Origin of the sequence: Metabacillus idriensis (genome assembly GCF_050483325.1) — a bacterium.
Classification (GTDB): Bacteria; Bacillota; Bacilli; order Bacillales; family Bacillaceae; genus Bacillus_P; species Bacillus_P idriensis_A.
Map to the genome: position 1 here is coordinate 83,762 of NZ_JBCMYF010000017.1, position 19,547 is coordinate 103,308.

The 19,547-nt window shown below is 40.6% G+C and carries 23 protein-coding genes; 21 read left to right on the plus strand and 2 right to left on the minus strand.

Features of this window, described 5'->3' with window-relative positions; translation table 11 throughout:
* Nucleotides 1-14 precede the first annotated feature (14 nt).
* The 20 genes from spoIIIAC (at nt 15) to spo0A (ending at nt 18,234) form a co-directional block, all read left to right on the plus strand.
* Nucleotides 15-221, plus strand: coding sequence for a stage III sporulation protein AC (gene spoIIIAC, locus ABEQ24_RS11095; RefSeq protein WP_029279768.1), 207 nt, complete (start codon nt 15-17; stop codon nt 219-221).
* Between the two features lie 12 nt (nt 222-233).
* The gene (gene spoIIIAD / locus ABEQ24_RS11100; RefSeq protein ID WP_430006921.1) at nt 234-623 is read left to right on the plus strand and encodes a stage III sporulation protein AD; all 390 of its coding nucleotides are present in this window, start codon (nt 234-236) and stop codon (nt 621-623) included.
* Nucleotides 624-649: 26 nt separating this feature from the next.
* Nucleotides 650-1,819: a stage III sporulation protein AE gene (gene spoIIIAE, locus ABEQ24_RS11105; protein ID WP_430006852.1), complete on the plus strand. Its 1,170-nt coding sequence runs from the start codon at nt 650-652 to the stop codon at nt 1,817-1,819.
* Between the two features lie 11 nt (nt 1,820-1,830).
* Nucleotides 1,831-2,463: a stage III sporulation protein AF gene (spoIIIAF, locus tag ABEQ24_RS11110; RefSeq protein ID WP_430006853.1), complete on the plus strand. Its 633-nt coding sequence runs from the start codon at nt 1,831-1,833 to the stop codon at nt 2,461-2,463.
* On the plus strand, nt 2,456-3,109 hold the full coding sequence (spoIIIAG, locus tag ABEQ24_RS11115) for a stage III sporulation protein AG (RefSeq protein ID WP_430006854.1): 654 nt from the start codon (nt 2,456-2,458) through the stop codon (nt 3,107-3,109). Before spoIIIAF ends, spoIIIAG begins: the two co-directional genes overlap by 8 nt.
* 17 nt (nt 3,110-3,126) lie before the next feature.
* The gene (locus ABEQ24_RS11120; RefSeq protein ID WP_430006922.1) at nt 3,127-3,711 is read left to right on the plus strand and encodes a SpoIIIAH-like family protein; all 585 of its coding nucleotides are present in this window, start codon (nt 3,127-3,129) and stop codon (nt 3,709-3,711) included.
* A 252-nt stretch (nt 3,712-3,963) separates the two neighbouring features.
* Entirely contained in the window at nt 3,964-4,461 is a 498-nt protein-coding gene (gene accB / locus ABEQ24_RS11125) for an acetyl-CoA carboxylase biotin carboxyl carrier protein (RefSeq protein ID WP_430006855.1), read from the plus strand.
* An 11-nt stretch (nt 4,462-4,472) separates the two neighbouring features.
* Nucleotides 4,473-5,825, plus strand: coding sequence for an acetyl-CoA carboxylase biotin carboxylase subunit (gene accC / locus ABEQ24_RS11130; RefSeq protein ID WP_430006856.1), 1,353 nt, complete (start codon nt 4,473-4,475; stop codon nt 5,823-5,825).
* 23 nt (nt 5,826-5,848) lie between these two features.
* Nucleotides 5,849-6,256, plus strand: a complete 408-nt coding sequence (locus ABEQ24_RS11135) for an Asp23/Gls24 family envelope stress response protein (RefSeq protein ID WP_070876659.1) — start codon at nt 5,849-5,851, stop codon at nt 6,254-6,256.
* 201 nt (nt 6,257-6,457) lie between these two features.
* On the plus strand, nt 6,458-6,850 hold the full coding sequence (gene nusB / locus ABEQ24_RS11140) for a transcription antitermination factor NusB (RefSeq protein WP_430006857.1): 393 nt from the start codon (nt 6,458-6,460) through the stop codon (nt 6,848-6,850).
* A gap of 33 nt (nt 6,851-6,883) precedes the next feature.
* Nucleotides 6,884-7,759 (plus strand): bifunctional methylenetetrahydrofolate dehydrogenase/methenyltetrahydrofolate cyclohydrolase FolD, encoded by an 876-nt coding sequence (gene folD, locus ABEQ24_RS11145; protein WP_430006858.1) that lies wholly within the window; start codon nt 6,884-6,886, stop codon nt 7,757-7,759.
* A 14-nt stretch (nt 7,760-7,773) separates the two neighbouring features.
* Entirely contained in the window at nt 7,774-9,126 is a 1,353-nt protein-coding gene (gene xseA / locus ABEQ24_RS11150; RefSeq protein ID WP_430006859.1) for an exodeoxyribonuclease VII large subunit, read from the plus strand.
* Nucleotides 9,119-9,355, plus strand: a complete 237-nt coding sequence (locus tag ABEQ24_RS11155; RefSeq protein WP_430006860.1) for an exodeoxyribonuclease VII small subunit — start codon at nt 9,119-9,121, stop codon at nt 9,353-9,355. Before xseA ends, ABEQ24_RS11155 begins: the two co-directional genes overlap by 8 nt.
* On the plus strand, nt 9,352-10,236 hold the full coding sequence (locus tag ABEQ24_RS11160; protein ID WP_430006861.1) for a polyprenyl synthetase family protein: 885 nt from the start codon (nt 9,352-9,354) through the stop codon (nt 10,234-10,236). The genes ABEQ24_RS11155 and ABEQ24_RS11160 overlap by 4 nt, the downstream gene beginning before the upstream one ends.
* Before the next feature lie 306 nt (nt 10,237-10,542).
* Entirely contained in the window at nt 10,543-12,435 is a 1,893-nt protein-coding gene (gene dxs, locus ABEQ24_RS11165) for a 1-deoxy-D-xylulose-5-phosphate synthase (protein WP_430006862.1), read from the plus strand.
* Between the two features lie 3 nt (nt 12,436-12,438).
* Nucleotides 12,439-13,281, plus strand: a complete 843-nt coding sequence (locus ABEQ24_RS11170; RefSeq protein WP_430006863.1) for a TlyA family RNA methyltransferase — start codon at nt 12,439-12,441, stop codon at nt 13,279-13,281.
* A 127-nt stretch (nt 13,282-13,408) separates the two neighbouring features.
* Nucleotides 13,409-13,858: a transcriptional regulator AhrC/ArgR gene (ahrC, locus tag ABEQ24_RS11175; RefSeq protein WP_133310156.1), complete on the plus strand. Its 450-nt coding sequence runs from the start codon at nt 13,409-13,411 to the stop codon at nt 13,856-13,858.
* 31 nt (nt 13,859-13,889) lie between these two features.
* Nucleotides 13,890-15,614 carry a DNA repair protein RecN gene (recN, locus tag ABEQ24_RS11180; RefSeq protein WP_430006864.1) on the plus strand — a complete coding sequence of 575 codons (1,725 nt, stop codon included), beginning with the start codon at nt 13,890-13,892 and terminating at the stop codon, nt 15,612-15,614.
* Between the two features lie 183 nt (nt 15,615-15,797).
* A complete protein-coding gene (spoIVB, locus tag ABEQ24_RS11185; protein WP_430006865.1) occupies nt 15,798-17,141 on the plus strand; it encodes a SpoIVB peptidase in 1,344 nt (447 codons plus the stop codon).
* Nucleotides 17,142-17,442: 301 nt separating this feature from the next.
* Nucleotides 17,443-18,234, plus strand: coding sequence for a sporulation transcription factor Spo0A (gene spo0A, locus ABEQ24_RS11190; protein WP_070876669.1), 792 nt, complete (start codon nt 17,443-17,445; stop codon nt 18,232-18,234).
* A 73-nt stretch (nt 18,235-18,307) separates the two neighbouring features.
* Here spo0A and ABEQ24_RS11195 read toward each other — a convergent pair whose 3' ends face one another.
* A complete protein-coding gene (locus ABEQ24_RS11195; RefSeq protein ID WP_430006866.1) occupies nt 18,308-18,454 on the minus strand; it encodes a YycC family protein in 147 nt (48 codons plus the stop codon).
* Between the two features lie 47 nt (nt 18,455-18,501).
* On the opposite strand from ABEQ24_RS11195, the gene ABEQ24_RS11200 reads away from it, so the two are divergent.
* A complete protein-coding gene (locus ABEQ24_RS11200) occupies nt 18,502-19,230 on the plus strand; it encodes a glycerophosphodiester phosphodiesterase (protein WP_430006867.1) in 729 nt (242 codons plus the stop codon).
* 11 nt (nt 19,231-19,241) lie between these two features.
* On the opposite strand, the gene ABEQ24_RS11205 is transcribed toward ABEQ24_RS11200, so the two are convergent.
* Nucleotides 19,242-19,496, minus strand: a complete 255-nt coding sequence (locus tag ABEQ24_RS11205) for a DUF2627 domain-containing protein (protein ID WP_070876672.1) — start codon at nt 19,494-19,496, stop codon at nt 19,242-19,244.
* Nucleotides 19,497-19,547 lie beyond the last annotated feature (51 nt).

Genomic DNA, 19,547 nt, shown 5'->3' on the forward strand with positions numbered 1-19,547 from the left:
GAGGATTTCATGAAATGGGAGTAGATGTAAATATCATTTTTCAAATAGCTGGAATTGGAATAGTCGTAGCATTTCTTCACACCATACTTGATCAAATGGGAAAGAAAGAGTATGCACAATGGGTTACATTGCTTGGGTTTATCTACATTCTGTTCATGGTTGCTTCCATAGTTGAAGATCTGTTCCAAAAAATAAAATCAGTCTTCCTCTTTCAGGGTTAGGGGGGATTATCGATTGAAATTATCCAGATTGTCGGACTTGGCTTAGTGGCCACTTTTCTCGCATTAATCGTAAAAGAACAAAAGCCGACATATGCATTTATGCTTGTAGTATTTGTCGGCTGCGTCATTTTTCTATTTCTGGTCGATCAGGTTTCACAGATTATCACGATGATTGAAAAAATAGCCTTAAATGCAAATATTAATATGATGTATGTAGAAACCATCTTAAAAATAATCGGAATCGCCTATATTGCAGAGTTTGGAGCTCAGATTACAAAAGATGCCGGTCAGGGCGCCATTGCCTCGAAAATTGAGCTTGGCGGAAAAATATTGATACTTGCCATGGCAGTGCCTATATTAACTGTCATTATTGAAACCATAATCAGCTTAATACCGGCTTAATAGCGGGGCTTAAAGGGGTGAGTAAAATGAAAAAAGGAATCATTGCTATTTTTTTTCTTTTCTTTTTTTCTTTTCCAGTGATTGTACAAGCTTCTCCCCCTCCACAGCAGCAGGACTTGATTGATCAGCAAATAGACAAGCTCGGAATTCAGGAAATTAAAAAATTCTGGGATGACATTATGACAGAGTATGGAGGGTATCTTCCGGAGAGTCAAAAGGGAAGTTTGCTTCAATTTTTAAATGGAGAAAAGGAATTGTCGTTCCAGGAATGGTCAAAAGCGTTTTTGAAATATATTTTTCATGAGATCATTGCAAACGGCAAATTGCTCGGAACGCTGATTCTTCTGACGATTTTCAGCATGCTTCTGCAGCTGCTTCAGGATGCATTCAGCCAAAGTACGGTAAGCAAAGTAGCATATGCGCTTGTCTATATGGTGCTGATGATTATCGCTCTTAATAGTTTTCACATAGCAATTGAATACACAGTTGAAGCGATACAGACGATGACAAGCTTTATTTTGGCTCTGATTCCCCTGCTGCTTGCGCTCATGGCGGCTTCAGGCGGCCTGATCTCAGCAGCATTTTTCCATCCGGTCATCCTCTTCCTTATGAACACAAGCGGAGTATTGATTGAGAAAATCGTTCTGCCGCTGTTATTCCTTTCTGCTCTGTTAAGCATCGTAAGTACATTGACAGACCAATACAAAGTGACCCAGCTTGCACAGCTGCTGCGCAACATAAGTATTGGCCTGCTCGGAACGTTTTTAACTGTCTTTCTCAGTGTCATCTCTGTTCAGGGAGCATCTGCCGCCGTATCTGACGGTATGGCGATTCGTACAGCTAAATTTGTCACAGGCAACTTTATTCCGGTGCTTGGCAGAATGTTCACCGATGCAACCGATACAGTCATAAGTGCTTCAGTCCTTTTAAAGAATACAGTCGGGATTATCGGTGTTGCGATCCTGCTTTTTATCGCAGCGTTTCCTGCGATAAAGGTTTTGACACTTGCCTTTATCTATAAATTTACGGCTGCCCTGCTGCAGCCGCTCGGCGGAGGCCCGATTATCAAGTGCCTCGACATCATCAGTAAAAGCGTGATTTATATTTTTGCCGCACTTGCCATTGTTTCTTTGATGTTTTTCTTAAGCATTACAGTCATTATTGCTGCCGGAAATATTACCATGATGGTTCGATAGGAGGATGAGGCATGTCTTTTTTAACAGAATGGATAGCGAATATCATTCTATTTATTATGCTTGCTGTCATCCTTGATTTGCTGCTGCCGAATTCGGCCATGCAAAAATACGCAAAGATGGTCATCAGTCTTCTGCTTATCGTCATCATTCTCACACCGATCTTCAAATTATTATCGGCTGACATCAATACGCTTGTATCAGATGTTCAAATGGAGTCTCCCACAAAAGAAGAAGAAATAAAAAAAATGATAGATTTGCAAAAAAAAGAAATACAAGCTTCCAATGATGCATATATTTTAAAAAACATGGCTGTCCAATTAAAATCACAGGCAAAAGAGGAGCTGGTGCAAAGCTATGATGTATCGATTAAAGATATCTCTCTATCTGTAGAAGAACCATTTGAAGAAATTCAAAAAAGTCTTCAGGGCATAGAGGTGATACTTGTTGCAGAGGAAGCAGAATCCGAAGCAGTTGAAACCATTCAGCCAGTTATTCTTGGTGCGGAGGAAACAGATGAAACTGAAAAAGAAAATCAAATCAGGCAGGCATCAGAGATTAAATCATACCTGGCTAATATCTGGGAAGTTGACCCTGATAAGATTTCCTTGAAAATGGAAGGAGGGGAGGGCAGCACAGATGAGTAATCCAAAGAATCTGTTTGAAAAGCTAAAAAGCATGATGAAAATTGAAAACGGCAAAAAACCATCTAAGTATCACTATGTTCTGATCGTTTTGGCAATCGGAATAGGTTTTATGCTTATCAGCAACCTTTTCACGAATGAGGCAAGTTTGCCGAAGGTGTCGCAAGTATCCGGTCTGACATCAACAGCTTCAGGTGATGCCGATGTCTTTAAACCCTCTGAAGAAAGCGGGGGATCAGGGTCTATAGATAAATATGAGCAAGAATATGAGAATCAATTAAAAGAGGCGCTGGATTCAATGATCGGCATTGAAAATGCAATGGTTGTCGTCAATGTTGATGCCACATCAGAGCAAATTCTTGAAAAAAACAGCGTGTCACAAAGCCAAACGACAGAAGAGACTGATCCTCAGGGAGGAAAGAGGACGGTCGAAGATGGTTCTACAGAAGAATCCGTTGTCATTATCCGAAAGGGAGAGCAGGAAACTCCAATCATCCTTCAGACAAAGAAACCGGAAATCAGGGGAGTGCTTGTTGTAGCTGCGGGTGCTGATAACATTCAAATAAAAAAATCAATTGTTGAAGCTGTAACGAGAGTGCTGGGAGTACCGAGCCACCGCGTTGCAGTTGCAGCTAAAAAAGGGAAATAAAGGAGGATTCACGAATGATGCTGAAAAAACAAACGGTTTGGTTATTAACGATGTTAAGTTTGGTTGTAGTCCTGTCAGTCTACTATATTACAACTCCCGAAGAAGTGAAAAATGATGTGGCATTGACTGGAGCAGAGGCTGAAAAAGGTGAAAAATCAGAAGCCGTGAAAGGGACAGAAAAGGAAAATGATAAAGGGGAAGTTACGATCGAGGAGGCTGAGGATGGAACTGTTGTATCGGTTTCAAACGATGAGCTTTTTGCTACCATGCGTCTGCAGCTTGAAGATGCGAGAAGTGCAAGAAAAGAAAGCTTAGAGGATATTGTTGCAAGCAAAGATGTAACAGCCGCTGAGAAAAGTGCCGCAAGAGATGAAATGAATGCAATTGATGAAGCGGTGGCCAATGAGGAAATACTTGAAACGTTCATAAAATCCAATGGTTATGACGATGCTCTTGTCCGCATCGAAGGAGAGAAAGTGAAAGTAACGGTGAAAGCGAAAGAGAGCTCAGCATCTGAAGCAAACAAAATCATTCAGCTTGTCAGCAGTGAAATGAAAGGCATGAAAGATGTAGCGGTTACATTGGAACCTTCTAATCAATAAACAGCAACTTCCCTGTGTGTGTGCCACACGGGGATTTTCTATTTAATTGGTGTAAACGTTTCATATTTATTTGATTTACCTTATAATTTAAAGTAGTCTTACATATTAAGATCCTGTCCTCAGGAAAGAATTAATATTGAATTTCATGCATGACCTGTCGTAAGATATAATAGGACTAAGTTTTAGTACTAGATATTAAAACAAAAAAGATGGTCAAAAAATCATCAAGAATTTGAATAGGGGTGCCAGCAGATGTTGAAGATACAAGAAATCAGAGAACTGATCAAACTTATTGACCAGTCTTCTATTGATGAATTTACTTATGAACATGAAGGATCAAAAATTAAATTAAAAAAACGTTTGGATGAATTAGAGAAAACTGCAAATCGCGTTACTTCAGTAGCGGCAGTCGAACAGAGCCAAAGCCCTGCTCCACAGGCTGCAGCAGCAATACAGGAAGTAAAAGAACAGCCTAAAAAAGAAGCAGAAGCTCCTGTGCAGGAGGAATCCTTACATAAAATCACGTCTCCAATGGTTGGAACGTTTTATGCTGCTTCTTCACCGGATACAGACGACTACGTAAAAATAGGATCAAAAATAACATCTGATTCAGTCGTTTGTATCGTTGAAGCCATGAAATTGTTTAATGAAATTGAAGCAGAAGTAAAAGGGGAAATTGTTGAGATTCTAGCTGAAAATGGTCAGCTTGTTGAATACGGTCAGCCATTATTCCTTGTCAGACCAGAGTAAGGAGAGAAACTATGATTAAGAAATTGCTTATAGCAAACAGAGGAGAAATTGCGGTTCGGATTATTCGGGCATGCAAAGAACTTGGAATAGAGACGGTTGCAGTCTTCTCAGAAGCCGACAGAGACTCTTTGCATGTACAGCTGGCAGATGAAGCGTTTTGTGTAGGTCCGACAGCTTCAAAAGACAGCTATTTGAATTTCACGAACATTATTAGTGTTGCAAAATTAACCGGCAGTGAAGCTATTCATCCCGGCTATGGTTTTTTAGCTGAAAATGCTGATTTTGCAGAGCTTTGCCAGGAATGCAACATTATCTTTGTGGGACCAAGCGCTGATGCCATTTCAAAAATGGGAACAAAAGATGTTGCAAGGGAAACGATGAAAAAAGCGGGAGTGCCGATTGTTCCGGGCTCACAGGGAATTATTAAAGATTCTGGCGACGCTGTTTCGCTTGCAAATGATATCGGGTATCCTGTTATAATTAAAGCAACAGCAGGCGGAGGCGGAAAAGGAATCCGTGTCGCAAAAACGGAACAAGAGCTGATAAAAGGCATCCAAATTACTCAGCAGGAAGCAGCAACTGCATTTGGAAATCCTGGAGTCTATATTGAAAAGTACATTGAAGATTTTAGACATGTAGAAATTCAAGTTATGGCTGATTCCCTTGGGAATGTCATTCACCTTGGTGAAAGAGATTGTTCCATTCAGCGCCGTCTTCAAAAATTAGTTGAAGAAACACCTTCTCCGGCATTATCAGCGGAAATGCGCGAGACGATGGGAAGAGCAGCAGTTAAAGCAGCAGAAGCAGTAAACTATACGGGAGCAGGAACAGTAGAATTTATTTTTGATTATAATGAAAATAAATTTTATTTCATGGAAATGAATACGCGCATTCAAGTTGAGCATCCCGTGACTGAAATGGTAACAGGCGTTGATTTGATTAAAGAACAGATTAAAGTAGCGTCAGGATCTGCCCTGTCTGTAAAACAGGAAGATGTTGTTTTCAATGGCTGGGCCATCGAATGCAGGATCAACGCAGAGAATCCAGAGAAGAATTTTATGCCGTCCCCTGGAAAAATTGAGATGTACTTGCCGCCTGGCGGACTGGGTGTTAGAGTGGATTCTGCCGTATACCCGGGCTATTCAATTCCGCCATACTATGACTCAATGATTGCTAAACTGATTACATACGGAGCTACGCGCGAGGAAGCTATTGCGAGAATGAAGCGTGCCCTGGGTGAGTTTGTGATTGAAGGAATTCATACAACGATTCCTTTTCACCAAAAGCTGCTTGAGCATGATACGTTTGTATCAGGAGAGTTTAATACGAAATTTTTAGAGATCCATAAAGTGATGGAAGCTTGAAAAATATATGGAGGTGCTGATTCTTGAAAGAAAACAAATTACTTGAAATGACTCATGAAGAAAATGGTCTTGGCAAGGTTGAAATTGCCCCTGAGGTCATTGAAGTTATTGCCGGGATTGCAGCTTCTGAAGTAGAAGGCGTTGCCCAAATGCGCGGCAACTTCGCATCTGGCGTAGTTGAACGTTTAGGGAAAAAAAATCACGGCAAAGGTGTAAAAGTTGATCTTTCAGAAGACGGAATTACGATTGACGTTTATTGTGTCATGATGTTCGGAGTTTCTATTCCTACTGTTGCTCAGCGCATTCAGGATAATACGCGCCAGGCTTTATACAACATGACAGCACTTGAAATCAATGAAATTAATATTCATGTAGTCGGAATTCAGTTTGAAACAAAGTCACAGGAAATTGAAGTCGACCAGGAAATGTAAAGCCAGAGGAGATCTTCCTTTGGTTTTTTTTTACTTAAATAGAGTGAACATTTGGTTAAGTACGAATATTAAGTTGTGTGAGAAGTTTTTTATTCGTCATTTCGACAGAAAAGGTTTTTAACGATGTGCTTCTGTCCATGAAATATGGTATTATCTTTTTATGACATTTCGACATTTTTGTACATAAAGGAGCAAGAACAAATGAAACGAAGATTAGCAAGGGAAAAAGCGCTGCAGGCACTCTTTCAAATAGATGTAAGTGATATTGATCCTAAAGAAGCGATGTCTCATGCGCTTGACGGGGAAGATCTGGACGAGTTTATGACTGCTCTTGTTCTTGGAACAATTGAGCATATGGCTGAGATTGATGAACAAATCAAACCTCATTTAGTGAAGTGGAAACTTGAGAGGCTTGCAAATGTAGATCGGTCAGTACTGCGTCTCGCTGTATACGAAATGATGTATATTGAAGAAATTCCAGTCAATGTAACTCTTGATGAAGCAATTGAACTCGCAAAAACCTTTGGCGATGATCAATCACCGAAGTTTATTAATGGTGTCCTCTCGAACATTAAACAGACAATTGACAAATAATCAGTCACAATACTCAAGAGGAGGAACAAAACAATGACAGCTTCAATAATCAGCGGAAAAGAATTAGCTCAGGAAAAACGCAAACAGCTTGCACAGGAAGTGAAAGAATTAAAACAGCAAGGTGTTGTGCCGGGACTTGTCGTAATTTTAGTAGGCGATCATCCAGCATCTATTTCTTATATTAAAGGAAAACAAAAAGCGTCAGAAGAAATCGGTGTGGCATTCACGCTTGAACATTTTCCTGAATCAATGGAAGAAAAAGAACTTCTGGATGTAATTGAGAAATATAATCATGATGAAAGCTGCCATGGCATCCTTGTTCAGCTTCCATTGCCAGATCATATTCAAGAAAAAGCCGTCATTGAAAAAATTTCTCCTTTAAAAGATGTAGATGGATTTCATCCTCTGAATATCGGGCAAATGATGATCGGCGAAGATACATTCTTGCCGTGCACACCTGCTGGAATTGTGGAAATGATCAAATCTGCAAATATTGAAATTGCCGGTAAACATGTTGTAGTAGTAGGACGAAGCAATATCGTAGGCAAACCGGTAGGCATCCTGCTTTTGAATGAGCATGCTACCGTTACTTATTGTCATTCAAGAACACCGGACTTAAAAGAAGCAACAAAGCAAGCCGATATTTTAGTTGTAGCTGTCGGAAGAGCTAATTTCATTACAGGCGAACACATTAAAGAGAATGCTGTCGTAATCGATGTGGGTGTTAACAGACTTGAAACAGGGAAGCTTTGCGGAGATGTCGTTTTTGAAGATGCAAAGGAAATTGCAAGCCATATTACTCCTGTTCCGGGCGGCGTAGGTCCGATGACGATTACAATGCTTGCTCACAATGTAGTAAAATCAGCAAGAAATTCCGCTGAAAGACTGCAGGTAAGTAAAGAGCTTTAAAGGAGTCCTGATCAATGAGTGAAATGAAGCATGTGACAGTTACGGCCCTGACAAAGTATATTAAACGCAAGTTTGATGCTGATCCCCACTTGAAGGATATCTGGGTAAAGGGCGAACTTTCAAATGTTAAAATGCACAGCCGGGGCCATATGTATTTCACATTAAAGGATGAAGGAGCGCGAATTGCTGCCGTTATGTTTGCAGGGCAAAATTCATCGCTTAAATTCAAGCCTGAAAATGGCATGAAAGTGCTGCTGCGCTGTGAAATTTCAGTTTATGAACCGAGCGGCAGCTATCAAATGTACGTGAAAGAAATGCAGCCTGACGGTATCGGAAGCCTGTATCTTGCATATGAGGAACTTAAAAAGAAACTCGAACAAGAAGGGCTGTTTGATCAAAAGCATAAACAGCCGATTCCAAAATATCCTCAGGCAATAGGTGTCATAACTTCCCCTACTGGAGCTGCAATCAGGGATATTCTGATTACAATCAAGCGCCGCTATCCTTCGGCTAAAGTCATCATTCTCCCTGCACTTGTGCAGGGAATCCATGCTGGACCGTCTGTTGTTAAAGCGATTAAGCAGGCGAATGCATTGGGTTATCTTGACGTGATGATTGTTGGACGCGGAGGAGGATCCATCGAAGAGTTATGGGCATTTAACGAAGAAATGGTTGCAAGAGAAATATTCAATTCCGCCGTTCCGGTCATCTCGGCTGTTGGACATGAAACGGATTATACGATAGCAGATTTTGTTGCAGATTTAAGGGCGCCAACTCCAACTGGGGCAGCAGAACTTGCGGTGCCGCATTTTGCAGAGCTTCTGGAGAGGATTTCCAATAGGGAAACACGTTTGATGCGTACAATGCAGGAAAAGATTTCTTCAAAAAAAGAGCAGCTTGCTTATTTTCAAAAGTCGTATGCCTTTAAATATCCTAAGCAGCTGTATCAGCAGAAGGAACAGCAGCTCGATCAATTGGTTGAAGCACTGCAAAAAGAGAGCCTCAGATCCATCCAGCTGAAAAAGGACAAATTTGATCAATCAAAAAGTCGTTTATACCGTCTGCATCCCCGTGAACAAATCCGCCGTGAAAAAGAGAAGCATCAGCAATTGGTCAAGAAAATGACAAGGGATATGTCTGTTCTGCTGCGTCAAAAACAGGCCGGATTTCAGTCAATGGCCGCAAGTCTGAACGCGCTGAGTCCCCTGAAAATAATGGAGCGCGGATACAGCATTGCTTATCAGGATGAAGATCTTGTGAAAAGCATCTCACAAGTCAAAACCGGTGATGAACTTCACATTCAAATGCAGGACGGGCAGGTTATTTGCCAAGTTACAGGAGTGGAGGAGAGAAAAGCTTATGAGTGAGAAAAAAGAAGCAACTTTTGAACAAGCCATGGAAGAGCTCGAACAAATAGTCGAAAAGCTTGAAGAGGGCGATGTGCCCCTTGAGAAAGCAATTGCTTATTTTCAGGACGGAATGAAGCTTTCAAAACTTTGCCATGATAAGCTGCAGACGGTTGAAAAGCAAATGGACCAGATTCTCCGCGAAGACGGAGAGCTTGCTCCTTTTGATCTGCAGGAGGAAGAGGAATGACACTGTCTCTTGACACTTTTCTTTCTTCGAGAAAAGTGATAATTGAAAAAGAACTGCCTTTATACATCAGCAGGCTGGCAGCCCCGCCTTCTATAAAAGAGGCAATGATCTACTCGCTTAGCGCTGGCGGCAAACGAATTCGTCCTGCTTTAGTGCTTGCCGTGCTGCATGCTTTCGAAAAGAAGGAAGAAATCGGAATCCCTGCTGCCTGCGCAGTGGAAATGATTCATACATATTCTCTTATTCATGACGATCTTCCCTCAATGGATGATGATGATCTAAGAAGGGGAAAGCCTACAAATCATAAAGTGTTCGGAGAAGCACTTGCCATTCTTGCAGGAGACGGTCTCCTTACACACAGCTTTGGACTGATTGCTGATCAGGATGGCATTTCTGCAGAGATGCGCCTTGCCCTGATCAGTGAATTAGTAAAAGCTGCAGGCATTGAAGGGATGGTAGGAGGCCAGGTGGCAGACATGCAGGGAGAAGCAAAAAACCTGAGCCTATCAGAGCTTCAGTATATTCATGAACATAAAACAGCAAAATTACTTGCCTTCAGTATTATCGCTGGTGCAATCTTAGCTGAAGCATCCCGCGAGGAAATTGCTCAGCTGCGTGAATTTGCTTATCATATCGGAATTGCTTTTCAAATTCAGGATGATATTTTAGATATTGAAGGGCAGCAGCTTAAAATAGGAAAACCTGTCGGATCGGATGAAACAAATCAAAAAACGACCTATCCGTCACTTCTTACTTTAAACGGTGCAAAACAGAAACTAGAAGACCATATTAGCCATGCAAAAGCAATTCTGGGAGATATCAATATTCATTCAGGCCTGCTTGAAGAATTATGCGACTTAATTGCTTCTAGAGATCATTAAACCAAAAACGTGACAGCTGAATGTCACGTTTTTGATTTTTACGATTTTTTACCCCGATTCAGTTTCACTTTCTGCTCAATATCCCTTCAACCTGTTATAGCACACCATCAAATTGAGGTTTTTATAACGGTATGTTATACTTACACCATATTTTATACATATCGATTCCATACAGCGCGGGATATTAGGATGAAAAAAGAATTTCATGAAATGCTGCAAATTTCGCCGTTATCACAGCTGTGTTAGCGGCTATTTTAAACATTAAAAGAACCATTTTGAAAATGAACCTGAAAGTGAGTGATCCATTTGGATCTGTTATCCATTAAAGACCCTTCATTCCTTAAGAAGCTATCAAATAACGAACTAGAGCAATTGAGTGCCGAAATCCGCAAATTTTTAATCGAGAAGCTGTCTGTCAGCGGAGGACATATCGGACCTAATCTTGGCGTTGTCGAGCTGACAATTGCTCTTCATAAAATATTTGACAGTCCTAATGATAAATTCCTTTGGGATGTGGGACATCAATCGTATGTTCATAAAATTTTGACTGGACGGGCATGCGAATTTGATACAATCAGGCAATATCAAGGTCTGTGCGGGTTTCCTAAACGCAATGAAAGCGAACACGATGTCTGGGAAACAGGACACAGTTCTACTTCTTTATCTGCAGCAATGGGAATGGTTATTGCTAGAGATTTAAAAGGGACAAAAGATCATATCGTGCCGATTATCGGAGACGGCGCCTTAACGGGAGGAATGGCTCTCGAAGCGCTTAATCATATCGGACACGAACAAAAAGATATGATCATCATTTTGAATGATAATGAAATGTCTATCGCACCAAATGTAGGTGCTCTTCATAATGTTCTTGGAAAATTAAGAACGGCAGGAAAATATCAATGGGTTAAAGATGAGCTTGAGTACATTCTAAAGAAAATACCTGCTGTTGGCGGCAAACTCGCAGCGACTGCCGAACGCGTAAAAGACAGCTTAAAATATATGCTGGTCTCTGGCATCTTTTTTGAGGAGCTTGGAATCACATATCTCGGGCCGGTAGATGGTCATAATTACGATGATCTTTTTGAGAATCTGCAGTATGCTAAGAAAACAAAAGGACCTGTTCTTTTACATGTTATTACAAAAAAAGGCAAAGGATATCAGCCTGCTGAAACAGATAAAATTGGAACATGGCATGGAACTGGACCGTATAAGATTGAAACGGGTGATTTTGTAAAGGGTGAAGCTGCAGGTCCTGCATGGAGCAGCCTAGTCAGCGAAACCGTGAGAAGAATGGCGCGGGAAGACAATCGAATTGTTGCCATTACACCGGCTATGCCTGTCGGTTCAAAACTTGAAGGCTTTGCAAGCGAATTTCCGGACCGGATGTTTGATGTCGGAATTGCAGAACAGCATGCAACTACAGTGGCTGCCGGCCTTGCCACACAGGATATGAAGCCGTTTTTGGCCATCTATTCAACATTCCTTCAGCGTGCATACGATCAGGTCGTTCATGACATTTGCCGTCAAAATCTCAATGTATTCATCGGAATTGACCGATCAGGATTGGTCGGTGCTGATGGTGAGACACATCAGGGTGTTTTTGATATCGCGTTCTTGAGACATTTGCCGAATATGGTAGTCATGATGCCTAAAGATGAAAATGAAGGCCAGCATTTAGTCTATACGGCATTAAAGTATAATGATGGGCCAATCGCGCTCCGTTACCCTAGAGGAAATGGAATTGGCGTGAAAATGGATGATGAGCTGAAAGAAATCCCGATCGGAACATGGGAAGTTATCAGAGAGGGTACAGATGCTGTGATCCTGACTTTCGGCACAACGATTGAAATGGCTTTGAAGGCTGCTGCAAGTCTTGCGAAAAAAGATATTTCAGTCCGAGTAGTGAATGCAAGGTTCATCAAACCTCTTGATGAGACAATGCTTTCAGAAATCTTTGCTGAAAAAATGCCTGTGCTTACAATTGAAGAGGCTGTTCTGCAAGGCGGTTTCGGCAGTGCGGTGCTTGAATTTGCTCATGAGCAAGGCCATTCTGATGCCGTTATAGACCGAATGGGTATTCCTGACCGATTCATTGAACACGGCAGTGTAAATAAACTGCTTGAAGAAATAGGATTAACGGCTGCTCACGCAGAGGAGCGGATTTTAAGCATATCAAAAGCGAAAGAGAAAAGGGTTTAATGAATGAGTTCGAAAAAAGAAAGAATTGATATCCTCCTTGTTGAAAGAGGACTGATTGAAACGAGAGAAAAGGCGAAGCGTGCCATAATGGCAGGACTTGTCTATGCAAACGAAGAAAGAGTTGAAAAACCGGGCGAAAAAGTAGATCCTGCTCTAAATCTTACAATCAAAGGGAATATGCTGCGATATGTAAGCCGCGGAGGTTTAAAACTTGAAAAAGCATTAAAAGAATTTGATCTTTCAGTTGAAAATAAAATTCTGCTCGACATCGGTTCTTCAACAGGCGGATTTACGGATTGCGCGCTCCAAAATGGGGCCAAGCTGTCATATGCCCTTGATGTTGGCTATAACCAGCTTGCATGGAAACTCCGCCAGGATGAACGGGTTGTTGTCATGGAACGGACGAATTTCAGATATTCAACGCCAGCTGATTTTACAGAAGGATTGCCTGAAATTGCTTCAATAGATGTTTCATTTATTTCTCTGAAATTAATTCTGCCGGCACTTAAGAAGATTCTGGCTGCCGGCGGTGACTGCATCGCTCTTGTGAAACCGCAGTTTGAAGCAGGCAGGGAACTTGTGGGAAAAAAAGGGATTGTCAGGGAGCCAAAAACGCATAAATTGGTACTGGAGTATATTACTGACTTTGCCCTAAAAGAAGGCTATGACTGCTGCAACTTGTCTTTTTCTCCTATAACAGGAGGAGACGGCAATATCGAATTTCTGCTCCATCTGCGCTGGAATGGATCAGATGAAGCAGGAAACATGAGCTTTACTGATACAATCGACAGCGTGGTTGAAAAAGCCCACAATGAACTAAAAAGCAAAAAATCGGAACAGGAATAATAGAGCAGCTATTATTCCTGTTTGTTTTGATTAAAATAAGAACATACACTTCGACAAAAACGTGTACTTTTATTAAAATATCATATAACATATTCAGTATAAACATACAGTTAACAAGGGGTGCCTAATGAATAAAGGTCAAAGACACATAAAAATCCGCGAGCTGATTACTCATAATGAAGTTGAAACTCAGGATGAGTTAGTGGACATGCTTAAGGAAGCTGCCTTCAACGTGACACAGGCCACTGTTTCAAGAGATATTAAAGAGCTTCATCTAGTAAAAGTGCCTATGCTTGACGGCAGGTACAAATACAGCCTTCCTGCAGATCAGCGTTTTAATCCGCTGCAAAAGCTGAAGAGGGCTTTAATGGATGCTTTCGTGAAAATTGATTCAGCAGGCCATAACATCGTCATGAAAACGCTGCCTGGCAATGCTAATGCTATTGGTGCATTAATTGATAATCTGGATTGGAACGAAATTCTGGGCACTATTTGCGGAGATGATACGATTCTCATCATTTGCCGTACGCCTGAGGATACTTCCATTATTTCGAAACGTTTTCTGGATATGCTGTAATAACGAAATATTTAAGGGGGGATCCGGCGCTGTGTTAGCGGAACTTTCAATAAAAAACTTTGCAATTATCGAATCATTGACGGTTTCCTTTGAGAAAGGGCTGACCGTCTTAACTGGAGAAACCGGGGCAGGTAAATCGATTATCATTGATGCCGTTCATTTGCTTGTCGGCGGAAGAGGCTCATCTGAATTTGTTCGTTACGGAGAGAAACGTGCTGAATTAGAGGGTCTTTTTTTACTTGATGATGAAAAACACCCCTGTATAGACAGGTGCAATGATTTTGGAATCGATACGAGCGACGGAATGATTGTTTTAAGACGCGACATTTCATCCTCGGGAAAAAGCATCTGCCGTATTAACGGGAAGCTTGTCACCATAGGGATTCTTAGAGAAATTGGACAAATGATTATTGATATTCATGGACAGCATGACAATCAGGAGCTGATGAACGAAGAAAACCACTGGAAGCTCCTCGATCAGTTCGGCTCGGGAAAAATCAATCATGCACTTGCTTCTTACAGAGAAATTTACGATACATACGCTAAGCTTGTGAAAAAAATAAAACAGCTGTCTGAAAATGAACAGGAAATGGCCCATAGGCTTGACTTGATTCAGTTTCAGCTTGAAGAAATTGAAAAAGCAGATTTAAAAATCAAAGAAGATGAAAGGCTGATGGAAGAAAAAAGCCAAATATCCAACTTTGAAAAAATATTTGAATCCCTTCAAAACAGTTATAATTCATTGCACGGCGAGCAGAGAGGCCTCGATTATATCGGTCATTCCATGAGTCAATTAGAAGAAGTATCAGCTATAAATGAGCCGCTGAAAGAAATGTCTGAAACCATGTCAAACTGTTATTATATGCTTGAGGATTTATCTTTTCAGATACGAAATGAGCTTGATCAATTGGAATTCGATCCTGAGCGCTTGAATGAAATCGAGACACGGCTGGGGGAAATTACTCACCTTAAGAGAAAATACGGACAGGATGTAGAAGAAATCCTCGAATACGCAGCAGCCATAGAAGAAGAAATTGACACGATTCAAAACCGCGACAGTCATTTGTTCAAGCTGAAAAATGAGCTTGACAGCCTGGTAAAAGATCTGATCGTTGAAGCAAAAAATGTGACAGCTGTCCGGAAAAAAAGCGCCGCTGAGCTGACAAAACAAATTCAGCGGGAGCTGAAAGAACTGTATATGGAAAAAACAAAATTTGAGGTTGTTTTTGGCATAAGGGAAGGTAGCAAAGATGCGCCTGAAATTGAGGGTGTACCTGCTAAATTTGGAGAAAATGGCGTAGATGAAACGGAATTTTACTTATCGACAAATCCTGGTGAACCATTAAAACCGCTCTCAAAAATTGCTTCCGGCGGAGAGCTCTCAAGGATTATGCTTGCCATGAAAAGCATCTTTTCAAAGCACCAGGGTGTCACATCCATTATTTTTGATGAGGTGGACACAGGTGTAAGCGGACGGGTTGCACAGGCAATTGCTGAAAAAATTTACAAAGTTTCTGTCGGGTCACAGGTCCTTTGCATAACACACCTTCCACAAGTTGCCGCAATGGCAGACACACATCTTTTTATATCAAAAGAAACGGTTAAAGGAAGAACCAAAACAAGTGTAAAACCACTTCTTGAAGAAGAAAAAATAAAAGAGGTCGGCAGGATGATCGCCGGCGTTGAAGTAACAGATTTAACAAAACAGCACGCAAAAGAGCTGCTTGCTCTTGCTGATACGGTCAAGAGCTTATAAATACTGCCATCACCGGCAGTATTTTTTTGCATTTTTTTACGTCAAATCAAGCATATGGGCGATTTACCGCGGCTGACCATTCAATTCGCTTCCTTATTTTTGAGCGTTACACGGGTTATACATCAAAACAGCAACATTTTCTTTTAATATCAGTTATAAATGAGCCTTCAGAAGGCAAAATTAATGAATGTAGCCGATGTATTGGTGTGGTGTAAGGAGCGAGGAGAGTGTGTATATTTGGGCTTTGATAAAATTAGAAAAATAATTGGTTGTATTCTCCTTGTTTCTTTAATGAGTTTAGGATTTGTAAAACCTGTTAAAGAATACATTCAATTGCCAAATTCTTTAACCGTATTTGAAAATCAGCAATTATCAATGGAAACATCTCTGCAGGCTGGTGCAAAAGCTGCCGATTCAAAACAGGTTTTTTCAATTAAGACCGGTGCTGAATCCCTTCAGATTGAAGGAAAGCAAAGCGGAGTTGGTGAAATAGTATTTGATTTAGCGGGAATTCCCATCAAAAAAGTCGATGTAAAAGTGCTTGAGGATTTTAAAATCATCCCAGGCGGCCAATCAATCGGAGTGAAGCTGAATACGCTTGGTGTTCTTGTTGTAGGTCATCATCAAATTAAAACAGCAGAAGGCAAAAAGTCGCCCGGTGAAATTGCAGGTGTCAGGGTAGGAGACATTATTAAGAAAATAAATGGTTCCACTGTCGAGAGTATGAGTGATGTAACGCCATTCATACAGGATGCCGGAAAAACAGGCAAACCGCTTGATTTAGTGATATCCAGAGAGAATAAAGAAATTGAAACAAAATTAGTTCCTTTGAAAGATGAAAATGAACGTGCTTACCGAATTGGTTTATATATACGTGATTCCGCAGCAGGAATTGGGACCATGACTTTTTATGATCCAAATTCAAAAAAATACGGAGCACTTGGACATGTTATTTCTGATATGGATACGAAAAAACCGATTGTCGTACAGGATGGGCAAGTCGTAAGATCAACAGTGACATCGATTGAAAAAGGAAGCAACGGGAATCCCGGTGAAAAGCTTGCAAGATTTTCAAGCGATCGTCATGTAATCGGGAATATTACAAGAAACAGCCCCTTTGGAATCTTTGGAAAGCTAAATGAGGACATGGCAAATGGACTTTATGATAAGCCGATGCCAATTGCTTTATCAAACGAAGTAAAAGAAGGTCCTGCTCACATTTTAACAGTGGTCGACAAGGACAAAGTAGAAGAATTTGATGTAGAAATCGTCAGTTCCACTCCTCAAAAATTTCCTGCGATTAAAGGGATGGTCATAAAAATTACCGACCCGGCGCTTTTGGCAAAATCCGGAGGTATTGTTCAGGGAATGAGCGGAAGTCCTATTATTCAAAATGGAAAAGTGATCGGAGCAGTCACACATGTTTTCGTAAATGACCCAACTTCAGGCTATGGTGTTCATATTGAGTGGATGCTGAGTGAAGCGGGTATTGATATCTATCATAACGATGCAAAAAAAGCGAGCTGATGAATTAGCTGTTGAGACAAGTTTCTTAACAGCTATTTTTTTGGCTTTATTTATCGTCTATTATTAGGTAAAATAGACGAAAGAAGATTTTTCGACAAAACTGTTTAACTTTGGAAAAGATAAATAGCGTAAAACGTCGAAAACGGGAGCGAATTGAAGAAGAATTTAGATATTTCATTTTTTTGGTATTTTTTAAAAAAATAAGAGGAATTTTTGTTGCATTGTCGAAATTCTCATTTAGAATGATGTATAGAGATACTATCGATTTAAGCGGGAAATGAAGACTGAGGAGGAAGCTTAATTGAAGAAAATAAAAGTGTGTGTCGTTGATGATAATCGGGAGCTTGTGGGGCTTTTGGATGAATTTATTTCAAGTCAGGAAGACATGGAAGTGCTTGGTATTGCATACAACGGACAAGAGTGTCTGAATATGTTAAAGGATAAAGATCCGGATGTTTTGGTTCTTGACATTATCATGCCTCATCTGGATGGACTGGCTGTTTTAGAAAAAGTGAGAGAGATGGAAAAATCCAAACAGCCGAATGTCATCATGCTTACAGCATTCGGGCAGGAAGATGTGACAAAGAAAGCTGTTGATCTTGGTGCATCTTATTTCATCTTAAAACCTTTTGATATGGAAAACCTGGTTAATCACATTCGTCAAGTAAGCGGAAAATCAGCAGCTCCGATTCTTTCAAGATCAAACTCCTCTCTCAGATCCCAGTCCGAAAATAAAGGAAGAAACCTTGATGCGAACATTACGAGCATTATTCATGAAATTGGCGTTCCTGCCCACATCAAAGGCTATTTATATTTAAGAGAAGCCATTTCGATGGTATATAACGATATCGAATTGCTTGGGTCGATTACAAAAGTGCTGTACCCTGATATTGCCAAAAAATATAACACGACAGCAAGCCGTGTCGAGCGTGCGATCCGCCATGCAATTGAAGTAGCATGGAGCCGTGGGAATATTGAATCAATTTCCTCTTTGTTCGGATATACAGTAAGCATGTCTAAAGCGAAACCGACGAATTCTGAATTCATCGCAATGGTCGCTGACAAATTGCGTTTAGAGCATAAAGCTTCTTGAGAGAGCTAGAATCTTAGAAGCTGCATCAACATAAAAAAGAACCCAATCAAGTGAAAATTGGGTTCTTTTCTGTTTACTCTTCATTGTCTTTTTTATTCTGCATTTCAGCAAGCTTAGCTAAAAGGATATGCTGTGGCATATGCATAATCTGTTCAATCGGCACGTTTAGTTCTTCTGAAAGCTTTATCGCTGTTTCAGCGGATATCGGTAGCGGTCTCATAGCTCTTCTATGCTCCTTTCTAAAAATAATGGATACAGGTGATGCATATGACTAAAATATTTGGGCACCGTGGTGCTGCAGGTACATATCCTGAGAATACAATGGCTTCTTTTAAAGCGGCGATTGATTGTGGTGCTGATGGAATTGAACTTGATGTTCACCTTACGAAGGATGGAGTTCCTGTTGTTATTCATGATGAAACGGTTGATCGTACAACAAATGGCAATGGTTTTGTAAAAGACTTAACTTTTTCGCAGCTTAAAACATTGGATGCATGCTGCTGCTTTCCTGATTACTCAGGGATAGCATCTGTCCCGTCTCTTGAAGAAGTGCTTTCGTGGAGCAGCACATCTAATTTTCAGGTGAATATCGAATTGAAAAACGATCGGATTCAATATGAAAACCTTGAAGAAAAAGTGATACAGCAGATTTTCACTCATAACATGCAAAATCGCGTCATTCTCTCTTCCTTTAATCATGACAGTCTGATGACGTGTCATAGGATCTCATCTGAACTGGAAACAGCAGCCCTTATAAGCGAGAGGTTATTTGAACCATGGAATTATGCCAAAACATTTTCAGCCAGCGGAATTCATCCAATCCATTATTCGGCTGATCAGAACGTGATCTTCCAATCTCAGGCTAATGGGATTAGGGTGCGCCCGTTTACAGTCAACGATGAAACAACAATGCGAATGCTTTTTAAATCAGAGTGTGCAGGATTTTTCACGGATTATCCTGAAAAGGCTTTATTGCTTAAAAAAGAAATAATTTGACCCCGTTTATCTTAAACTAACGGGGTTCTTTTATTTTTCTGGAATTTTTTCTGCACTTTATTTCGTTTGCGGTCACGGTAAAAAATAAACCCTGCGACAAAACTTAATCCGCCTATAAATAAAAGCAGTCCGGCAGTGAATTGCAGCCCTAGGTTTGGAAAAGGAGCCTGAAGAATGCCAAAGAGCATATCCCGCATTAATTTAATGCCGTAGCCGGCCAAAACTCCGGGAATGACCATGATTAATAAAGCGAAAATACGTATCATTTTTTTATTCCTTTCCCCTTCGTCTTATTAAATTGTTCAACGAAAAAAACA